The 20,738-nt window shown below is 55.2% G+C and carries 17 protein-coding genes and 1 tRNA gene; 13 read left to right on the forward strand and 5 right to left on the reverse strand.

What is annotated here, in order from left to right; all coding sequences use genetic code 11:
- Nucleotides 1-44: 44 nt before the first annotated feature.
- Nucleotides 45-638: an HNH endonuclease gene (locus HY696_11920; GenBank protein ID MBI4239104.1), complete on the reverse strand. Its 594-nt coding sequence runs from the start codon at nucleotides 636-638 to the stop codon at nucleotides 45-47.
- 101 nt (nucleotides 639-739) lie between these two features.
- On the opposite strand from HY696_11920, the gene HY696_11925 reads away from it, so the two are divergent.
- Nucleotides 740-2,239, forward strand: coding sequence for a methylmalonyl-CoA mutase (locus HY696_11925; protein MBI4239105.1), 1,500 nt, complete (start codon nucleotides 740-742; stop codon nucleotides 2,237-2,239).
- On the opposite strand, the gene HY696_11930 is transcribed toward HY696_11925, so the two are convergent.
- Nucleotides 2,236-4,398, reverse strand: a complete 2,163-nt coding sequence (locus tag HY696_11930) for a hypothetical protein (GenBank protein ID MBI4239106.1) — start codon at nucleotides 4,396-4,398, stop codon at nucleotides 2,236-2,238. The genes HY696_11925 and HY696_11930 overlap by 4 nt on opposite strands.
- A 385-nt stretch (nucleotides 4,399-4,783) precedes the next feature.
- On the opposite strand from HY696_11930, the gene HY696_11935 reads away from it, so the two are divergent.
- Complete coding sequence (locus HY696_11935; GenBank protein ID MBI4239107.1) at nucleotides 4,784-5,476, forward strand: hypothetical protein; 693 nt, start codon at nucleotides 4,784-4,786, stop codon at nucleotides 5,474-5,476.
- 36 nt (nucleotides 5,477-5,512) lie between these two features.
- Nucleotides 5,513-6,316, forward strand: a complete 804-nt coding sequence (locus tag HY696_11940) for a hypothetical protein (protein ID MBI4239108.1) — start codon at nucleotides 5,513-5,515, stop codon at nucleotides 6,314-6,316.
- 38 nt (nucleotides 6,317-6,354) lie between these two features.
- On the opposite strand, the gene mce is transcribed toward HY696_11940, so the two are convergent.
- Complete coding sequence (mce, locus tag HY696_11945; GenBank protein ID MBI4239109.1) at nucleotides 6,355-6,768, reverse strand: methylmalonyl-CoA epimerase; 414 nt, start codon at nucleotides 6,766-6,768, stop codon at nucleotides 6,355-6,357.
- A gap of 73 nt (nucleotides 6,769-6,841) precedes the next feature.
- Between mce and HY696_11950 the strand changes: the two genes are divergently transcribed.
- The 3 genes from HY696_11950 to HY696_11960 are packed head-to-tail and all read left to right on the forward strand — an operon-like array spanning nucleotide 6,842 to nucleotide 10,387.
- Complete coding sequence (locus HY696_11950) at nucleotides 6,842-8,392, forward strand: acyl-CoA carboxylase subunit beta (GenBank protein MBI4239110.1); 1,551 nt, start codon at nucleotides 6,842-6,844, stop codon at nucleotides 8,390-8,392.
- Nucleotides 8,389-9,918, forward strand: a complete 1,530-nt coding sequence (locus tag HY696_11955; GenBank protein ID MBI4239111.1) for an acetyl-CoA carboxylase biotin carboxylase subunit — start codon at nucleotides 8,389-8,391, stop codon at nucleotides 9,916-9,918. Before HY696_11950 ends, HY696_11955 begins: the two co-directional genes overlap by 4 nt.
- Entirely contained in the window at nucleotides 9,902-10,387 is a 486-nt protein-coding gene (locus HY696_11960) for a biotin/lipoyl-binding protein (protein MBI4239112.1), read from the forward strand. Before HY696_11955 ends, HY696_11960 begins: the two co-directional genes overlap by 17 nt.
- A 16-nt stretch (nucleotides 10,388-10,403) precedes the next feature.
- On the opposite strand, the gene HY696_11965 is transcribed toward HY696_11960, so the two are convergent.
- Together HY696_11965 and HY696_11970 are read right to left on the reverse strand one after the other, a co-directional pair.
- Nucleotides 10,404-11,078, reverse strand: coding sequence for a hypothetical protein (locus HY696_11965; protein MBI4239113.1), 675 nt, complete (start codon nucleotides 11,076-11,078; stop codon nucleotides 10,404-10,406).
- Between the two features lie 756 nt (nucleotides 11,079-11,834).
- A tRNA-OTHER gene (locus HY696_11970) sits at nucleotides 11,835-11,901 on the reverse strand.
- Between the two features lie 450 nt (nucleotides 11,902-12,351).
- Here HY696_11970 and HY696_11975 point away from each other — a divergent pair.
- The 7 genes from HY696_11975 to HY696_12005 are packed head-to-tail and all read left to right on the forward strand — an operon-like array spanning nucleotide 12,352 to nucleotide 20,529.
- Nucleotides 12,352-12,648, forward strand: a complete 297-nt coding sequence (locus HY696_11975; protein ID MBI4239114.1) for a septation protein SpoVG family protein — start codon at nucleotides 12,352-12,354, stop codon at nucleotides 12,646-12,648.
- Nucleotides 12,617-13,795, forward strand: coding sequence for a hypothetical protein (locus HY696_11980; GenBank protein MBI4239115.1), 1,179 nt, complete (start codon nucleotides 12,617-12,619; stop codon nucleotides 13,793-13,795). Before HY696_11975 ends, HY696_11980 begins: the two co-directional genes overlap by 32 nt.
- Nucleotide 13,796: 1 nt before the next feature.
- On the forward strand, nucleotides 13,797-16,043 hold the full coding sequence (locus tag HY696_11985) for a site-specific DNA-methyltransferase (GenBank protein ID MBI4239116.1): 2,247 nt from the start codon (nucleotides 13,797-13,799) through the stop codon (nucleotides 16,041-16,043).
- 1 nt (nucleotide 16,044) lies between these two features.
- Complete coding sequence (locus HY696_11990) at nucleotides 16,045-16,317, forward strand: hypothetical protein (GenBank protein MBI4239117.1); 273 nt, start codon at nucleotides 16,045-16,047, stop codon at nucleotides 16,315-16,317.
- A gap of 3 nt (nucleotides 16,318-16,320) precedes the next feature.
- Entirely contained in the window at nucleotides 16,321-16,758 is a 438-nt protein-coding gene (locus HY696_11995; protein ID MBI4239118.1) for a hypothetical protein, read from the forward strand.
- 3 nt (nucleotides 16,759-16,761) lie between these two features.
- Nucleotides 16,762-19,449 (forward strand): DEAD/DEAH box helicase family protein, encoded by a 2,688-nt coding sequence (locus HY696_12000; GenBank protein ID MBI4239119.1) that lies wholly within the window; start codon nucleotides 16,762-16,764, stop codon nucleotides 19,447-19,449.
- 51 nt (nucleotides 19,450-19,500) lie between these two features.
- On the forward strand, nucleotides 19,501-20,529 hold the full coding sequence (locus tag HY696_12005) for a hypothetical protein (GenBank protein MBI4239120.1): 1,029 nt from the start codon (nucleotides 19,501-19,503) through the stop codon (nucleotides 20,527-20,529).
- Nucleotides 20,530-20,738 lie beyond the last annotated feature (209 nt).

Here is a 20,738-nt window from a genome sequence, read left to right on the forward strand (position 1 = left end):
TCATCGCTACCGCGGGCCACGGCTCCGCTGCCGCTTCGCCGCCCTTACTCCCGCTCCACATGCCAGCGGCTGGCGTCAACGACGGTCAAAAAAGGTTGCCATTCGGTATAGCGATACCGACGGGCACCGAGATCGAAAAACGGGAGCGACGTGGGACGATACGGTTTGCGCAACAACCGCATTCCCGCCTCGTCGGGAGTAAACCCGCCCTTGCGCCGATTACAGTGATGACAACTCGTGACCACATTCTCCCACGTCGTCCGCCCCCCTTGGCTGCGGGGCACGACGTGATCGAGATTGAGGTGTTCACTGGAAAGATGTCGGCAGCAATACTGGCACTGATATTTGTCGCGCAGCAAAATATTACGCCGCGAAAAACGGATCCCGCGACGCGGGATGCGGTCATAGGCCACGAGCAATACGACGCGGGGGATGCGGATGAAACATCCGACCAGACCTAAACTTTCGTGATGCGAATCGGGATCGAGACTGCGCCAATGTTCGAAGGAAAACGTGCGATAACTGCGGTCGACCGCGCGGACAATGCCTTGATAGAGCATGCACATCGCGCGCTGCAGCGTCGTGACGTGCACCGGGAAATACGCACTATTCAAAACCAGGACATCACTCGCGATCATATGTCCTCTAGGGACTATCGTACAAAATTCGTGCCGCGCCTGTCAATCAGGGGCTTGCGATTCGACTGGCTTTCGCGCGTGGCTTTTCCTATGGAGCGGTCATGTTGCCACCAACGGCGGGAGTCTTTCCGTTTCTTCATGGCGTGTATCCGGAGATGTACCGTCGACGTCCTTGGACGATGCGGCAGTATGCCGGATTCGGCACTGCGACGGAGTCAAATCAGCGGTATCGGTATCTGTTGGCTCAAGGCGTGACTGGCCTCTCGATCGCGTTCGATCTCCCGACGCAGCTCGGGCTGGATGCCGACGATCCGCGGGCCGCAGGCGAAGTCGGCCGTTCCGGCGTTTCGATCTCGACGTTGGCGGATATGGAGACGCTGTTCGATCAAATCCCGCTCGACCAAGTCTCCACCTCGATGACCATCAATGCGACGGCCGCGATCCTACTGGCGATGTATTTAGTAGTTGCAGAACAACGGGGTGTATCGCCCGTCGCGTTGTCCGGCACGGTGCAGAACGACGTGTTGAAGGAATTCGCCGCGCGCGGCAATTTCATCTATCCGCCCGCCCCTTCGATGCGACTCACGACCGATGTCATCGCCTATAGCGCTACGCACTTGCCGAAATGGAATCCGATCTCAATTTCCGGCTACCATATGCGCGAAGCGGGTTGCACCGCGGTGCAGGAAGTGGCGTTCACGTTGGCCAACGGATTGGCCTACGTGCAGGCCGCGGTGGATCGTGGGCTGGAGATCAACGCTATCGGCCCGCGCCTCTCGTTCTTTTTCAATGCCCATAACAACTTTCTGGAAGAAATCGCGAAATTCCGCGCCGCCCGCAGCTTGTGGGCTGCATTGTTGCGAACACGTTTTCACGCCGACGACGCTGCGTGCCGACTCCGCTTCCACACCCAAACGGCGGGCTCGACACTGACCGCCCAGCAAGTGGGAAACAACATCGTCCGCGTGGCGTATCAGGCGATGGCCGCAGTATTCGGCGGCACGCAGAGCTTGCACACCAACAGTCAAGACGAGGCGTTGGCGTTGCCGACGGAAATCGCAGCGCGCACGGCGTTGCGCACGCAACAAATCCTGGCCCACGAAACAGGCGTCACAGAATGGGTCGACCCACTCGCCGGCTCGTACGTCGTGGAGGCACTGACGGAAAAAATCCAACAAGACGCCCGCGTCTATCTGGAGCGGATCCAACAACTCGGCGGAGCGATTGCGGCGATCGAGTCGGGATTCATCCAACACGAAATCCATCTAGCGGCGTACGCGCACCAACAAGCGGTCGAAGACAAATCAAAACTGGTCGTGGGCGTAAATACGTTGACGACCGAGGAAACCGTGCCAGTCCCCATCTTGAAGATCGATCCACAGATCGAAGTGGCGCAACGGGAACGACTGCGACAATGGCGCACGGCGCGGGATACCGCGACCACGAACGCTGCATTAGAGCAACTGAAGGCCGGCGCGCTCGGCACGGACAACGTCGTGCCACTGATCGTGGCCAGTGTCCGCGCGCGGGCCACGCTCGGCGAAATCAGCCACGTGCTGCGCAGTGTCTGGGGCGAATATCAAGAACCGGCGTCGCTCTAGCGCGGGATGAAGCTGCAACCACCGCCGCCAAAGTCGAATCCGCCGACAGGACCGCTCGCCGCATCGCCGCTGACGCCGTCGGGCTGAGACCCTGTATCCTGGTTGGCGGCGGACCCTTCCGGCACACCACCTTCTAAGCCCTCGAATCCGACCGTCGGATCACCGACGACCTTCGGGACTTGTTCCCCCGATTCGTTCGGCGGCAACGTGGCAATGGGGGCGTCTGCTGTTCCGACATAGCCGAACGCGACGATCGACTCATCCGTTGTCGCCGCTGCACCGTTGGACGCGCCGCCTTCCGCACCCTTTCCCGTCATCGTCACTGACGCACCATCCGCATCGAGCCCAGTGCCCCCGTTGCCGTCTGGCAATTCCGTTCCACCGGTCCCATTCGTGCCATTGACGCCACTCGAACTACCCCCGACAGCATCCCCGCCCGTCGTCGTGACCACACTCGTGCCCGATGTGACGACGGCTCCGGTCACTTGCAAATCTTTGCTCACTTGCGCCGTGGATTGACTACAGGCCCCGCCCGCATCGCAAGTCACGGCCGTTGCGGTCACCGGCCACGCCACGCTGCCGGCCTCGGCATGCGCTGTCGGCAAGAATAAATCCCAGACATTCCAACTCGTCGGGACCTCGGCGGGGACATGGAAGGTGGCGGTATTCCCCTGCACTTCGAAATGCTGACTCACATCGCTGCCGTTGGCATCGGTGAATGACCACGTCGTAGCTAACGTGTCGTCGGTCGGGTCGTTCGTCACTGCTTCGAGCGTAATCAGATTCGTATCCGCGGCCACGGCCGGTGTTTGTAATTGGATAGATGGCGTTTCGTTCCGATTGCGATGACACACCAGGAGGCTCGCTGCCGCTTTTTCGTCCTGCCGTTTCGTAAATAACGCACAGACTTCGTTCCCGCCGAACTTGTCCAAGTTGACGATCGTCACCGCGTGCGGGCTGTTGATCGTATATCGGGCGCCCGCACCGATGCCGTCCAATGGCGCCGCGCCGACGAGCGTTTCTCCAGACACCGTATGAAGTGTCAGTCCGTCGGCGTTTTCGGCAAGCGTCGCCAAGTGCAACACTGCCTCATCGGCAAAGACGACATGATTTGGCAATTTGCCGCCACGACCTTTACTCCCCACCATGGCGCCGACCGCCGCCTTCACCGTCATCGCTTGGCCCGGCTTGGATTCACATTCGAACGTGCCGGCATCAGCAACATCAGCCTTGCCTGACTTCGGCGACTTGCAGAGCTTTCCATCGCTGCTCATGATGAATGACTTGGCCCCAACACCCGCCTTGTGAATTGCGACCGCAACGCCTTCCGGCATCGGGCCGATCACATCAGACTCGCAACTCGGAGTCCCGACCACGCCGCTCTCTGCGGCCAATTTCACTACACATTGCACGCGCGCCGTCGGCGCCGGATGCGTCGCATCGTCCGCGCGAGGACCACCCCGTGGCGATCCGCCGAGCGCTTTGGCAACTGCACTCAGCAATTCGATTTGTATCGTGGAGGCATCGAGTAGGGTCGTTTGCACCATCGTCTTGGACTCGGAGAACGCGACTGCATCTGCGACATTAGTGAAAGTCTGCGCCACGACTTGCTTGGTGGGTGTACTGAGGAAGAGATCGAGCCACAGTGCAGCTTTGTCGCAACGCCCCACACCGACGACATCGGAGACGTCGTCAGCGTTCAGATCCCAATCACCGTGCACACTCAACAACTGCGCCTCGCCGGGACACGTATGGCTGAGCGGCAATTTCACTAGCGACAATTGGCAATGTGTTACGCCGGCTTCATCGGTTTTTAGTAGAGCTTGCGCTTCGTCGAGCTGGAAATATTCGTGCGTGCTATAAAAAATCGGCGCGGCACCTTCGCGCGTCACGACACCGCGGATCCCGGCGGGGAAATTCATCTCGCAGGTAATCGGTTGTATCGGCGTCGGCTGCTGAAATTGCAAAAATTGGAAGGCGTAGGCCATTAATGAGTCGTCCTTGCCGCTCCCAACAGCAAAGAGCGCGTCTTGCAGCGGATGTACAAACAGCTCTTCCGCCGTAAAGCCATCCGGGAACAGCACGCCACGGGCCTTGGCACAGTCGAACAACGACGATTGACACGTCGTTGGAGCTGCCCGCGTCGGAGTCGGCGGCATCGTCGTACGGGCAACGGGGCTATCGGTTGCACCACGTTTGCTCCCCGTCGGCGGCACATGCTTTGCGTCGCGCGTGGAGCCACGGTCGTCGTTGCCAAGCTCGGTTGGGGTATGTCCCTCAGATTTAGAACGCTCAGTAGGGACCTGCCGTTGTGGTGCTGTAACAGCCGTTTCATGCACGGAGTCTTGAGAGCCACGCGCCGGCGTTTCTCTTTCCGACTGTTTCACGGAACGGGTCGGTTGCTCGGCCGTCGAAGACTGTTCCGTACGCATCGAGGGGAGTCCAAGTGCGGGCGAACCATCATCACGACTCGGCTGAGTTTCAGTCACAGAGGCACCAGGGATATCACGCGCCGCAGCGGGCACAGAAACCTCGGACGCCGGCGTGGACCTGCCGGCAGGGAGCTGCACCCGCTGCGCAGACGGCGGGACCTGTGGCGCTGCACGATGCACTTCAGCGGATGGCGCAACCGCAGGCTGTTCCGACCGAGTTGGTCCTTGTGCCTCGCTCCGTGCATTTTCGGTGGCGCGCGGCGGCGGCACGGAATCGTGTACCGTTGGGATTGCGTTCTCGCTCGACGATGTAGAGGTCTCCACCGAGCGTTGCGACGGTGGGGCAGACCTCGGAGAGGCTGCCCCGGCGGCTGGGCGCACCACTTCGGCAGATGGGGCAGCAGTGGCGGCAGCGGCCGGAGTGGCACGGACGCCACTACTGGGCACCACCGTTTCAGTCGCTCCCGCGCGCGTCGGCGAAACGGTTTCCGTCAAGCGTTGGGGCGCCGCTACAGCACGCGTCGGTTCCACTGCCGGCGTGCTCGCGGCCGACGTGGGCCGCGTTGGATTCGTCACCGTGCTCGTCACCGGCGTGGGCCGCGTCACGCTCGTTGTCGGCGCGGGCGTTGCGGACGCACTCGCCGCAGCGGCGGACCGCGCCGGTTCCACGGCGGGAGCGGTCGTCGCCGGGACCAATCGCGCGGGCTCAGTTGGCGTTCCCGCTTCCACGGACCGCGTCGTACTGGGCGCCACTGTTTCCGTCGCTCCCGCGCGCGTCGGCGCAACCGTTTCCGTCAAGTGTTGAGGCTCCGCTACAGGCCGCGTCGGTTGCACGGCTGGCGTGGTCGTGGTCGTCGCCGGCGTTGCCGCAGGCCGCGTCTCGCTCGTTGTCGCCGCAGTCGTCGTCGGAACCGGTCGCGCGGACTCAGCGGACGTTACCGCTTCCACGGGACGCGTCGTACTGGGCGCAACGGGCGCCGGCGTTGCCGCCGGACGGGTTGGGCTGGCTGTGGTCGGTGATGTCGCAGCCGACGTCGGGGCGGCCAGTCGCGTCACGCTTGACGTGGTCGCAGGCGCCGTTGTCACCGGTACCGTCGTTGCGGCAGGTCGTGTCGAGCTCGCTGCAGGCGCGGACGTTTCAGACGCGCTCGCCGCAGCTGCGGGACGCGTCGAATTGATTGTGGTCGTTGACGTCGAAGTCGGCGCCGTCGTTGCAGCCGCAGGCCGCGTTTCACTGGGCGTCGTTGCCGCCGGCCGGGTCGAACCGGTCGCGGTCGTAGACGTCGAAGTAGGGGCCGACGTCGAGGCGGGCACCGCGCGGGTCGGAGTTGTCACGGCCGGAGTCGTTGCAGTCGGCGCGGGGTGTACAACCGCAGGCGTACTGGCCGCTGTTTCACTAGATGTCACAGTCTCACGCGCGCCCACCGGGGGAGACAGCAGCATGGCGCCAATCCCGCCACAGAGCATGAGCGTCACGAGCTGTTTTCTTGTAGTGCACATAGTCAATCCCCCAGGTACGGCGTTGTTCCCCCAGCGACAGCAATCCGATCTTGTTTTTGCATCCGCCATGCCAGAGAGCTCCACCGCACGCAGAGGGAAAAAACCAAACGATATTCACTCTACGACCCCCGCCTGCCGCCTATAAGCAAACATTCGCCATGTACATTGTCACCCCGCCATGGATCACTTTGAGAAATTAGCACTGACAATTTCGATCAGCACGCCGCCCGTTTCTTTCGGGTGGAAAAACGCGACGCGATGTCCCTCGGCGCCAAACGCTGTAGGGCGTTGGATCGGCGTAAGGCCCTCGGCTTGCAACGCCGCCACACTCGCATCGAAATCGGTCACGGCATAGGCGATATGGTGCAACCCCGGCCCCCGTTTTGCGATGAAACGCGCGATCGGACTTTGAGGATCGGTCGCGGCCAACAATTCGATTTTGGTCGGACCGACGGCGAACATCGCCACTTGCACCTGTTCACTGGGCACCGTCGTGACATGCGCCGGCGGAACGCCGTGGAGCGCGGTGTAACGCGTTACAGCGGCCTCGAAATCCTCCACCGCAATCCCCACATGATCAAGATGAGAAAATCGCATGAGTTGACGCCTCCGGGCCCGAATGTATAGACCCACCGGCACGCACAGTGAAGTGAAAACGAGGAGAGCCATCATGACGCACCCATCCGCAGTGGAGTTGTTGCAGGCAAAGGGCGCGGAAGCGGCGCAAGGAGGCGGCGAGGCCCGCGTGGCGAAACAGCATGCGGCGGGGAAACTCACTGCGCGCGAGCGGATCGAACAGCTCTGCGACACCGGCAGTTTTGTCGAATGCGATCGTTTCGCCACGCATCGCTGTGGCGACTTCGGATTAGAGGCCCAAAAAGTTCTCGGCGACGGCGTCGTGACCGGCTCCGGCCGAATCGACGGACGGATCGTGTATCTCTTTGCCCAAGACTTCACGGTGTTCGGCGGTTCGTTAGGCGAAGCGCACGCCAAGAAAATCTGCAAGGTGATGGATCTCGCGGTGCAAAACGGCGCGCCGCTGATCGGACTGAACGATTCCGGCGGCGCACGCATCCAGGAAGGCGTAGCCGCGCTCGGCGGCTATGCCGAAATTTTCTACCGCAACGTGCAGGCCTCGGGCGTAATCCCACAAATTTCCGTGATCCTGGGACCGTGCGCCGGCGGCGCGGTCTACTCCCCCGCGATGACCGACTTCACCATTATGGTGGAACAGACCGCGCATATGTTCATCACCGGCCCGGACGTCATCAAGACCGTCACCCACGAAGCCGTCGACAAAGAAAGTCTCGGCGGCGCGCACACCCACATGACCAAGAGCGGCGTGGCGCATTTGAGCGCCCCGAACGACGCAGCCGCGTTGCAACTTGTCCGCACGCTGCTCAGTTATCTCCCCGCGAATAATCTGGATGACCCGCCGAACCGCACCGCTGCGTCTGCGCCCGACGCCCCGTTGCTCGCACTCGACACGTTCATTCCGGAAGATCCGACCAAGCCGTACGACATGAAACAATTAATCACGCAGACCGTGGATGACAGCGAATTTTTCGAGATCCACGCCGAATATGCCATGAACTTGATTGTCGGTTTTGCGCGCTACGGCGGCCGCGTCGTCGGCGTCGTCGCTAATCAACCGCGCGTGCTGGCCGGATGTCTCGACATCGACGCTTCGGTCAAAGGCGCACGCTTCATTCGGTGTTGCGACGCGTTCAACATCCCGCTCGTCACCTTCGTGGACGTCCCCGGATTTCTCCCCGGCACGACGCAAGAATTCGGCGGTATCATCCGCCACGGCGCCAAACTCCTCTATGCCTATTGCGAGGCTACGGTGCCGAAGATTACCATCATCACGCGCAAGGCCTACGGCGGCGCGTACGACGTGATGAGTTCGAAACATATTCGCGGCGATGTGAATCTCGCGTATCCCACGGCCGAGATCGCCGTGATGGGCCCCGACGGCGCGGTGAATATTATTTTTCGCGAAGAGCTGAAACAGGCGAAAGACGGCACAAAACGGCACGCCGAACTCGTAGCGCAGTATCGCGCCACATTTGCAAATCCATACGAGGCCGCAAAGCTCGGCTACATCGACGACGTGATCATGCCGTCCGCCACGCGGATCCGCATCCTGCATGCGCTGGAACTGTTGGCCAATAAACGGACACAGCGCCCCGCCCGCAAACACGGAAATATTCCACTATGAAACGTACGCCGCCACTGCGCCGCCCACTCCGCCGCCTGCTGATCGCCAATCGCGGCGAGATCGCGGTGCGGATTATTCGGGCATGCCATGAACTGGGCATTACGGCCGTTGCGGTCTATTCAGACGTCGACCGCGATGCGTTGCACGTCCAACTGGCGGACGAGGCGTATCCGCTAGGACCCGCCGCGCCGCGGGAGAGTTATCTCTGTCAGGAAAAAATCTTGGGCGTGGCACAACGCGCACATGTGGACGCAGTGCATCCTGGCTACGGCTTCTTTGCGGAGAACGCCGATTTTGCGGCTGCCGTGGAGACCGCGGGATGCTGTTGGGTCGGACCGGCGCCGCACGTCATTCGCACGCTCGGCGCCAAGACCGCAGCGCGCCAATTGGCACAGCAAGCGCACGTCCCGATTGTCCCCGGTACCACGACGCCGCTTCGAACCGCCGCCGAAGCCGCAACAGCGGCCGCAACGATCGGCTATCCGGTCCTGCTCAAGGCCACTGCGGGCGGCGGCGGCAAAGGGATGCGGACCGTCGCGAACACCGATGACTTGGCGCGCGCATTTGCACTCGCCCAAGGCGAGGCGTCGAGCGCGTTTGGAAACGGAGATCTCTACGTCGAAAAACTGATCGTGGCGCCACATCACGTCGAGGTGCAGATCCTGGCCGATCACAATGGTCATGTGGTGCACCTCGGCGAGCGGGAGTGTTCAGTGCAACGGCGGCACCAAAAAGTGATCGAAGAAACGCCGTCGCCGTTCCTGACACCCGCGACCCGCGCCGCCATGACCACAGCAGCCGTGCGATTGGCGCAAGTCGCCGGCTACACCAACGCGGGCACCGTCGAATTTCTAGTCGACGCAGAACAACACTTTTATTTCCTGGAAGTGAACACGCGGCTGCAAGTCGAACATCCGATCACGGAACTCGTGACTGGACTCGACCTCGTGCAACTCCAACTGCGGATCGCGGCGGGCGACGCCTTGCCGTTCACGCAAGCCGATATCGTCGCACGCGGCCATGCACTGGAATGCCGCATCTGCGCCGAGGATCCGGCGCACCACTTCGCCCCCTCGCCAGGCACGATCGCGGGGCTCCGCGAACCGGCAGGGCCTGGCGTACGGTGGGAAAGCGGCGTCGCGGCCGGATACACGATCCCGATGGAATACGATCCGCTGTTGGGCAAGCTCTGCACATGGGCGGCGACTCGCGACGCAGCGATCGCGCGGATGCAACGCGCACTCCACGAACTGCAAGTGCACGGGACCACTACGAACACCGGCATGTTGACCGCCATCTTACGCCATCCGGACTTCCGCGCCGGACAGTATGCAACTGACTTTTTGACACGATACGGCGACGCGCTGCTGGCCGCAACATCCGTTGCAGCACCGGAGGACGTCTGGCTGGCCGCCGGGATCGCCGGCGCACTGGCGATTGCCTCAACCGATGACCAACGCCCGGCAAAATCTCGTTGGCGCACCACCGCCCGTCAGGAAGGAGTGCAACGTGGCCCAGTGGTTTAACGACGGCGCCGCATCGCAGTGGGTCCACGTCGTGCGGCGCGGTCAGATCTGGCACGTGCGCGTCGGCGACACGGAACACACCGCCGAGCTGCTCCGCTGGTCCCCGCCCCATCTCACACTGCGCACGTCGCACGGCCGCGTCATCACGTGCTGCGTCTCGACGCGCGCCAAGCGCACCGAAGTCACCCATCAAGCAACCACATACCGCTTGGCGCACACCCACCGCGGTGCCCACGATGGCGCCGCTTGCGCGTCCAACGGGGAAATCCTCGCCCCGCTCCCCGGGCGCATCATTGCGTTGTTGGTGGAAACCGGCGCACGCGTCCAACGAGGACAGCCCGTGTGCGTGATCGAAGCGATGAAGATGCAAAACGAGATCCTCGCCCCGAGCGACGGCACGGTCCAATTCATCGCCGTCAACCTCAGCGCCACGGTCGAAGGCGGCACGCTGCTGATGAAGATTGGGTAGCGGGGACTGCGGTTACTTATCCCACGGCCAACAACGTGGAAAAACTCGGATGACGATAACCGGGAGAGGTCAGGAGTTTGCGGGCGCTCTCTTCGACACGGCGCTCGGCCGCGTGGGCCGCGTGTAAAATCGCCGCGCGGGTCTCGACGTCATAATATTTGAGTGTCTTCATTTGGCGTCGCGTGCGGCGATTTTTTTCTAAGCGCGTGAGGAATTCGGCCAGCGGTGTGACTTCGTATCCGAGTTGATACAATGCACGGCCGGCATACGCGTCGGCCCCGGCCTCTTCTTCGCGCCGCAGCTCGAAGAGCTCTTCCCAGCTTAAATGCGACCAATCCACGCCGCGCGGCAATTCACTCACCATGTGGCCCCATTCATGCGCCAAGATCCCAGCGATCACCGCTTCATCGCCTTCGCAGGCCTCCAGGAATTCCACACCGACGTAGACGTTGTCCTCTTCGTCGACGGCCGCGATCGTATTGTGGGCCGCCAAGATGTTGCCGCCCCGCTTGCGGGAAACAGTCGCCAACTTGCGGCGAATGCGGTCGAGGAGTCCACCTTTGCGGAACATCGCAGCGATTTTCGGGGCTAACAATGCGGGATCGGCAAGCTTCGGGACCGGTTCACCGAGGGCCTTGCGCACCTCGGGGTGGGTGGCCAACGGCCGACCGCCCTCCCCCACCCGACTCATCCAGCGCGGCGGAAGGCTCAACAATCCAGTTTCAACGCGTGGTACGCTCACACCAGCTCCCTCTCATGATTATCGGCCATTGCCAAGCCGAGGTTGCGTCGGGCTTGACACCGGGGTCGTGTACCTGGACGCAACTTTTTCTCGCGGTGGGTCGATATATATTGTAGGCACCTTGCCAAGGAGACGCACCATGGGCGTCGGACCAGCGGCGTGTTTGGATCCCAAAAGCACGCTCTACGAAACGAAGGAATGTCAGAAGATCCGGACACCCAAGCCACAGGAGCAGTTCGACATTATCTTCCGCCTGTGTCCTCCGGGGTTCGGGCCTCGGAAGGGTAATTCATCGCGCCGAGGCCAACCGAAACAACCCCACTGGCGCTTCTCACCGGAACAACTCGAACGTCTGCTGCGGGAATTGCGTAAAAACGAAAAAAACTATCCGCGCACTTTCAGTGAACGGCCGAAGCGGCTTCACGGTCAAGACGTGTAGTATAGACATCAAGATTTGCGATGACGCATGACCCCATAAGAAGGCTCTTCCGGAGGCACAAAGCGCGAGACTGACTCGACAGCTTCAACTCAATCCAAAATGATTCTTGATAGACTTCGAGTTTTTCAAATTGAAATGCCAAGCTATTTTCTATTCTCCATTTTCTATTTTCCCGATTTTCCGCCCTCGATACAGCACAGAACTTCCGAAAATAGAAGAATGGAAAATAGAAAATGGAGGACGATTTTCCTGGCGGAAAATCGTTGCGCGCCCGGAGAGACTCGAACTCCCAACCCTCAGGTTCGAAGCCTGATGGACATTACGGGGGCTCGCGTCGCCCCCTCCAGTGGCAAAGCCACTGGAGCCTCCCCTTCAACGCCGCACGTGCGGCTGCTCAATACTTTTCTGCGCCCATTCATAAACACATTTCGAACTGAACATTTCAAGGAAATTATGGCCTTCACGCCGCTCGTGCCCGCCATTCGCGAACTGTTGGCCCCACAGGCCGCCTAATTTGGCCCACGTGGCGCGATGCCTGTCCAACTGGAAGCTGACCCCCCAGCCCATCACCATCCTGAAAACCCTTTCCGGATCGGAAACACTCCGCAGTTTTCGGCCAGCCCGTAATCTGGGGCATGGAGGACAGTTTTGCCGAAATTCGGGAGTCCATCGGGAATCATGCTCCCAATGATTCCGACCAAGAGCTGAATGAGAGTGCCCTCAGCCTGCTCGGGTTTTTCGAACTGCTTCTACAAATTGACAAGGAACAAAAGGAAAAACGTGATGAAAATCTCCGAAGTGAATATCCAATTCATCAAGCCCGCTGACGGGCTGATCGGTTTTGCCAGCATCGTCATTGATGACGCATTTTATCTGGGCTCCATCGGGATCCACCAGAAGCTTGATGGCACCGGTTATCGCCTGACCTATCCCACAAAGAAAAGCCCGCTGAACAGTCGCCCCATATTTCATCCGATCAACCGGGCCATCAGCCAAGCCATCGAGCAGGCGATTTTTATGAAACTGAAGAACGTAATGAGCAAAGTCTATGATCGATACGATTGTGCTGACATTGCCTGAAGGCCACTTCAGGATCCTGGACTACGACAAGTTCACCCCTTCCGCCCGTGGCCTCTTTGAGCCGCCGTTTTACAGACTTGGAAAGGGTGGTGTCATCCGTTGCATTCAAAACTCCACCAAGGAAGACCGGCTTCGTGGCCGTTATCGTCCAAGGTTCACTGTGACCAAGCGCGTAATAAGCGGGCGACCATCGGTCTCCCTACGGATTGAATGCTCGATTCCCAAGCTCCTGTATGGGAATAATTTCACCGAAATTACCCCTGAAGACCAGTTGCAAATCAGGACCGGCGACAGCTCCTTGTTCGACAATGGGTTAGCTGAAAGCATGGGTCTGTTTTTTGCCCATTCTCCGGGAAATTCTGTTCTCTCCGCCATCCACTATTCCAAGAATATCATCCTGCCCAAACACATCACCGCCTCGATGGTCATTTCGGAGCTGGGCAAGTTGAACCTGACCAAGCGGCTGGACCTCAACAAGACCGACTACCGCAACGAAGGTCACGCAGTGCGATTCCACGCCAACAGTTACGAGGTGGTGTTTTACGATAAGATCAAAGATCTGGAACAGGCCCGCGTCAGCGAAAAACGGGCGATTGAAAACGACAACTGGGTTCAGGTTGGAATGTTAAAAGATGGTGGTTTACCGATAGGGTTGGAGGTCCTGCGCATGGAGGTGCGGCTCAACACCCGACGGAAGATCAAAAGCCTGTGCGAGAAACTTGGGTTGCCACCACCACAAACACTACACGATGCCCTGCGGCGGCATATTGCCCAAACAATCCTTCTTCACTTTTGGGACTTAATCGAGCGGGAATTGAATGTCGTGTCGCTGTCGCAACATAAGCCGGAGAATCTATTCCAGGTCCTGACCAGTGGTGGGATGAAGCCGGCAAAGGCGCTTCAGGTTTTAGGCGGGCTGTCCCTGATTCAGTCGGTCGGAATTCGTGGCCTTCGGTCCCTTTTGGGGAAGACATCAAATCGGACATGGCAACGGCTCGAAAAGAACATAGAGAAATGCCCGATTTCCGGGAGTACAAAGGTCGAAATGATGCGCCAAATCCGGGAATCTTTGATTGAGTTTTCTCCCGTAAAATTATATGGTTGCGACTCTCAAAATTTTGACGGGCAAAAGGATGTAATGAATTGATATGAAACTCCAAGACAACGAAATCCGCGACATCATCAAATACCTCGAGGCTGGCAAACCCTTGCCGGAGCAATATCGCTTTTTACTCTTTGAAGATAAACGCGAGGTAGAACTGGTTTGGAACGGCAAGACCGATGAAGTCTGCAATGTTGTCCTGCCGTTTCAGTCCATCGAGCAGGTGGATGAGCCCCGAACGGAAACTGGGGCTCACAAAAAGGAGCTACAATTTGGCCTGTTCGACACGCGGGGCCGTCAACTGAAAGGCTGGACCAATAAACTTATCTGGGGCGACAACAAGCTGGTTCTTTCCAGCCTCAAAAATGGTCCGCTCCGCAAGGAAATCGAAGATCAGGGTGGCATCAAACTGATCTACATTGACCCGCCTTTTGATGTGGGGGCGGATTTTTCGATCAATATTGAAATTGGTGATGAGCAATTCACCAAGGAGCCTTCGGTTCTCGAAGAGCTGGCCTACAGGGATACCTGGGGGCAAGGGACCGACAGTTTCATTGCCATGATTTATGAGCGGCTTTCACTCATGCGCGATCTGCTCGCAGAAGATGGAAGTATTTATGTGCATTGTGATTGGAGGGTGAACTCGTTTGTCAGGATTATTTTGGAAGAGCTATTCGATTCAAAGAATTTTCAGAACCAAATAACCTGGAAAAGAATCTTTTCTCACAGCGACGCACACCGTTTCGGTGTTGTTGATGATACGATATTCTTTTTTTCAAAGTCCGATTCATACATTTTCAACAAGCAGTTCAAGCCTCATTCAAGCACCTATATTGAGTCACACTATGGGCAGAAGGACAAGGATGGACGACCCTTCAGATTAGTTACGCTATCAGCGGCCGGACCAGGACCAGCGAGGAAGTTTGGTGATAAATGGATTGAACCACCTAAAGGTCGGCACTGGGCTTGGTCCCAAGAAAATATTGATGAAGGATTAAGAACTGGGAAACTTGTTTTTGCTTCAACAGGGCAGCCGAATATCAAGCAATATTTAGATGATACTAAAGGAACTGTTATTCAGACCATCTGGGATGACATCCCTCCTGTTAATCCAGTGGCTGAGGAGCGTGTCGATTACCCCACCCAAAAACCCGAAGCACTTCTTGAACGCATCATCAAAGCCTCTTCCAACGAAGGCGATCTTGTTGCCGATTTCTTCTGCGGCTCCGGCACAACACTAGCCACAGCCGAAAAGTTAGGCCGCAAATGGATCGGTTCCGATCTCGGAAAATTCGCCATCCATACTGCCAGAAAGAGAATGATTGGCGTCCAGCGCGGTCTTAAAGACAATGGCAAAAATTACCGAGCCTTTGAAATCCTCAACCTCGGCAAATACGAACGACAATATTATGTAGGTGCAAACCAGAGTCTTCGCGATCAGGAAAAACAACAACAGCTCGCCCAAAAAGAAAAAGAATTTGTCGAACTGATCCTTCATGCCTATCGGGCAGATTCTGTCACGGGCTTCAAGACATTTTTAGGTAAGAAATCCGCCAGACTCGTCGCCATCGGTCCCATCAATCTTCCCGTCACCCGCGACTTCATCAACGAGATCATCAAAGAGTGCCTGGAGAAGCATCTCACTAAGGTGGACGTTTTGGCCTTCGAGTTTGAAATGGGCCTCTTCCCCAATATTCAGGAGGAAGCCAAATCCAAGGGGATTGACTTGGCCCTCAAGCATATCCCGCGGGAAGTCTTCGACAAACGCGCCATCGAAAAGAATCAGGTCGTCTTCCACGATGTGTCCTTCATCGAGGTCAAGCCCCATTTCAAGAAAACTTCCGTTGCGGTTGAACTGACTGACTTCGGCGTCTATTACACCCAGGACTCCATCGACAACGTCGCCGAGGCCTTGAAGAACGGGTCCAACAAAATTACCTTGGAAGCGGGTAAGATCGTGAAGGTCAGTAAGGATAAAAGTGGTATCGTGACCCGCGAAGTGTTGACCAAGAAATGGACCGATTGGATCGACTACTGGGCAGTCGATTTTGACTTCGAGAGCAAAAAAGAAGTGATCCGGATCCAGAATGACCAAGGCGAATGGGTCGAGAACTGGACCGGCGATTACATTTTTGAAAACGAGTGGCAGTCCTTCCGTACCAAGAAAGACCGCTCTCTGGAGCTGAAAAGCGTCTACTTCGAATATCCCAACAAAGGGCGCTACAAAATCGCTGTGAAGGTCGTGGATATTTTTGGGAACGACACGATGAAAGTGATTGAGGTGGGAGTCTAACATGAAGAAATTTGAAGATCTAAAATCTGAAATTGTTGAGAAACTGAAAGAACGGGCACCAAATTTTCAATGCCCGGTCTGTAGTACCTCGAGCACGCCTCATCGCAAACTGATTTTAATTGATGGCTACTTTAATCGACCACTTCAAAAAGAACTCACAGGGGCTTTAGTGATTGGAGGACCAGCTGTTCCGACATTTGGTATCGTTTGTGAGAATTGTGGTCATGTTATGGAGTTTTCCCTTGGTGCCCTTGGATTATTGCAAAAGGAATAGATTGTGGCTGAAGATAAAACAACAATTGAATCATCGGCGAGCGCATCCGATCCACTGAAGTATCCAAAGTCGCCAGATGTTCAAGTGAGCGGATCGGATCTCATGTTGGAATTGATTAAATTTGAGCGCGCTATAAAAAACAGAATCACAATGCCGATGTTAATTGCCATAATTTCGTTATGGGCTCCCTTTTTTACTGCCGATTTTAAAAGTATCCTAAATATTTCTGGGCAACAAATACAAGCTGGCTACCTTGTCCTCGCGGCAATATTAAGTTTTGCTATTCTCAAGCCACTATTCGTCACAGCCTCTCGGGTAATTCCCTGGCTACCATTTTTTAATGAATCGTTTAAGAAATGGAAACGTGACAACGAAAGCAATCCCGAGACTAAAACAAAAGACATTCTCGAAAAATGTTTTTCAAAGGAACAAAAAGACTAATCTATGGCCCTCCACCCCAAATTTCCGCAATCTCCATATGCCATTCTAGATCCAGAACTCCGTTGGTTTCCTGCCGATGAAGCGCTACGCGAAAAAGATTATGGCAAGCTACTACCACCGCTCGTGGCGAAGCTCCGTAAAGAAGTAAAAGCGTGGCGAGATTCCGGATACAAAGATGCCAGTGCCACCAGTTGCGCCCTTCTTAACTGGTGGTTCAAGACTGAGCATTATCTTCCTCAAAGTGACGGCACATCGTTCAAGTTTCAATATTATTTCGCCCAGCGTGAGGCCATTGAGACGATCATTTACCTGCATGAAATTGTGAAAGCCAAGGACAAGTACGACCTGATGCGTTTTGATAGCTCAGAAGTGGTTACGGCTCAAATGTTTCCGGAATCCTGGCGACGCTACGTTGTCAAAATGGCCACCGGGAGCGGAAAAACCAAGACGATGAGTTTGGTGCTCGCTTGGTGTTATTTTCATCGTTATTACGAAGATGCCTCAACACTGGCCAGCAACTTCCTGATTATTGCCCCCAACATCATCGTCTTGGAACGCCTTCGGAACGATTTTGACGGTCTGAAAATCTTCTTTCAAGACCCGGTACTTCCCGAAAATGGCTACGAGGGACGCAACTGGCAGGACGACTTTCAATTGACCCTTCATATTCAGGATAACCTCGGCACCATCCGGAAACATGGAAACATTTTCCTCACCAATATTCACCGCGTCTATGAAAGCTCAAAAACAAATCCATCGGCTCAAGACGAAAACACGATGGAATACTTTTTAGGAACAAAGCCGGCGGGTGCCACCAATGAATCCAAAGTGGACCTTGAGCAAATCATTCGAGACATCAACGAATTGGTTATTTTGAATGACGAGGCCCATCATATTCATGACGAAAAGCTGGCCTGGTTCAAATCGATAGAGGACATTCATAACCGCCTGAAAATGAAAGGCGGTGAGCTGGCTTTGCAGGTGGATGTTACCGCCACACCCCGCCATAACAACGGCGCCATTTTTGTTCAGACTATTTGTGACTATCCCTTGGTTGAGGCCATTCACCAGAATGTTGTGAAGCATCCCGTCATTCCTGATGAAGCCAGCCGTAGCAAGCTTCAGGAGGAGCAAAGCTCGAAGTTTACGGAGAAGTACCGGCAATACATTCACCTGGGTGTGATCGAATGGCGCAAGACTTTTGAGGAACACGCGAAGGTTGGGAAAAAGGCCGTTCTCTTTGTAATGACGGATGACACCAAGAATTGTGATGAAGTTGCCGAGTATCTTTCCGGCACCTATCCTGAATTTCAGGCAAAGGATTCTATTCTCGTCATTCACACAAAAAATAATGGTGAAATTTCCGAGTCTTCAACGGGCAAGAACAAGGACGAATTAGAAAAGCTCCGGAAACTTTCAAACAATATCGATAAGACCGACAACCCCTACAAAGTGATTGTCTCGGTCTTGATGCTCAAAGAAGGCTGGGACGTTCGGAACGTTACGACCATTGTGGGCCTTCGGGCCTATTCCTCGCAAAGCAATATTCTCCCGGAGCAAACTCTAGGCAGAGGGCTCCGCCGCATGTATTTCGGCCAGGATGTCACGGAATACGTCAGTGTGGTGGGGACAAACGCGTTCATGGATTTTGTCGAGTCGATTCGTTCCGAGGGTGTGGAGCTTGAACGGAGAAAGATGGGCGAGGGAACCGAACCCAAAACGCCAATCGTCATTGAAATCGATCACGAGAATACAAAAAAGGATATTAACGAACTGGATATCGAAATCCCTGTTCTCACTCCCAGGATTTACCGAGAATACAAAAACCTGTCTGATCTAAAAATTAACGAGTTTGGCCATAAAAAAATTCGACTCAAGGAATTCTCGGAAGAGGAAAAAAGGGAAATCGTTTTTAGGGACATTGCAAACGGGGAAATTACCCACCGAACACTGTTCGATTCCAATTTTGTCCCCGACTATCAGAGCGTAGTCGGCTATTTCGCGCAAACCATCAGAAAGGAATTGAGGCTGGTGGGAGGTTTTGACGTGCTGTTTGAGAAGGTCAGAGATTTTATTGTGGGCCATCTTTTTGAAGGTTCAGTCGATTTGAATGACTTAAACACCCTGCGCAATTTATCGGAATTAGAAGCGACAAAAACCATCATTGAAACTTTTAAAAGGGAGATCAATGCGCTGACTGTTTTGGATAAGGGCGAAGCCGAAATCCGAGACACGATCAAAATCAGCAAGTGCCGCCCGTTTATTGCCAAAGACCAAGGTTATTTAATTCCTAAGAAGTCCCCTTTTAACAAAATTATCGGTGATAGCCAATTTGAACTGGAATTCGCCAATTTTCTCGAGGGCTGTGACGATATCGTCTCGTATGTAAAGAACTACTTCGCGGTGCATCTCAAGATCGATTACAAGAATGCGGATGGATTTATTGCCGATTACTACCCTGATTTTGTCGTCAAGAAGTCTCCAAAGGAAATTTGGATCGTGGAAACAAAAGGTCGTGAGGATCTTGATGATGTTGAAAAGATCAAGCGCCTTGCCCAGTGGTGTGACGACTTGAATAAGGTGCAGGCCAAAATCCGTATGGGATGGCTGTATATCGAGCAAGAAGCCTTTGAGAAATATACGCCGAAAAGTTTCATGAGCTTGATTGATCTATTTGGGAGCAAACAATGAAACGCACACAGCGGTTATCCAAAGCCGATAGCACTGAACAGGGGGTAGCAAATGGGTAAGCTTGTTCTTCCCCTCACAGGATCCCCTCAAAATCATGAGTACCATCTGTGTGATAATCCGGAAGAAGCAGTCTGGAGGGAATTACTGATCTTTGCCGAGCCATTCGTATTGAAGAAATATTGGAATGGTTCCAAAAACGAAGAACTGATCACATTTGTTTGTACGTCAATAAGACAGGCTTACGAATACTACCGAGCAAGCAAACAATTGGGCGAGAACACAGCCCCTCTCTTTCTTTATTATTCCTGCCACAATCTCACCAAAGCGGTCCTCACTGTAAAAAATGATTCAATGGAGGACCTGAATCATCACGGGCTGACAACAACTGACAGGGCCGCAGACCTATTCAAATATCGAGTCAAACAGTGCGCCCAGGGCGTTTTTGGCAAACTAACTCAAGCCTTCGGTATGACATGGGCCTTGGATGATAATCAGGAATTTTTGTTTTCCGACTTCATCAAAAATACGATTGAGTTCGTCGATCCTATTGGAAATATCTTCGAACAGGAACCCACCATCATTCCCATTGGCATAACGAGAAACACGGAGGGGTTGGTTACCTTATCAATCAGCATTGTCGATTCTCAAAAGAGACAGCAGATACGCCGGTTGGTTAATGAAAAAACCGATTTAAAAAATCATTTTGATGAAAATAGCGGTTCGGATGAAAGTTACGATTATTTCAAGCAATACGCAGATAAGGCCACATTACAAAAAGACGGTTGTGAGACGGTTCGAAAGATGTTTTCGTTCAGCTATCTGCCCTGCAATGAAAAAATAATCTATTTGGACGTGTCGGAAAGAAGATTACCGCAAGCCTGCTGCTACTACGGCATGGTGTACATCCTCGGAATGATCGTGAGGTACTCCCCTCAAATCATCGGCGGGATCTTGACCAACCCCAATTCCGAATATCGCTGGCTAATTGAGCAGGTCTGTTTAAACACGAGAAGGCTTTATCCCAATTACATGCTCAATCTGATGACGGGGAAATCTTATAAGTTTGTGACGAGTGTCTGAAACGATAAAATGGCTTGATTTAACCTCCGACTTTGTGAGGGACAAGAAATTCTATGACCAAAAATCATTCTGAATCTTTGCAGAAAAGCCTCTTATCAAGAGAAACGGCAATGTTTAATGCCGTTATTAAGGAAAAATATGACTGGGCCGTGAATGACACGAATCGAAGAGGTGTCCTTGGACCCGGAGTAGGTGCAGCATTCGTTGAG

This window comes from Deltaproteobacteria bacterium, assembly GCA_016210045.1.
GTDB lineage: Bacteria > UBA10199 > UBA10199.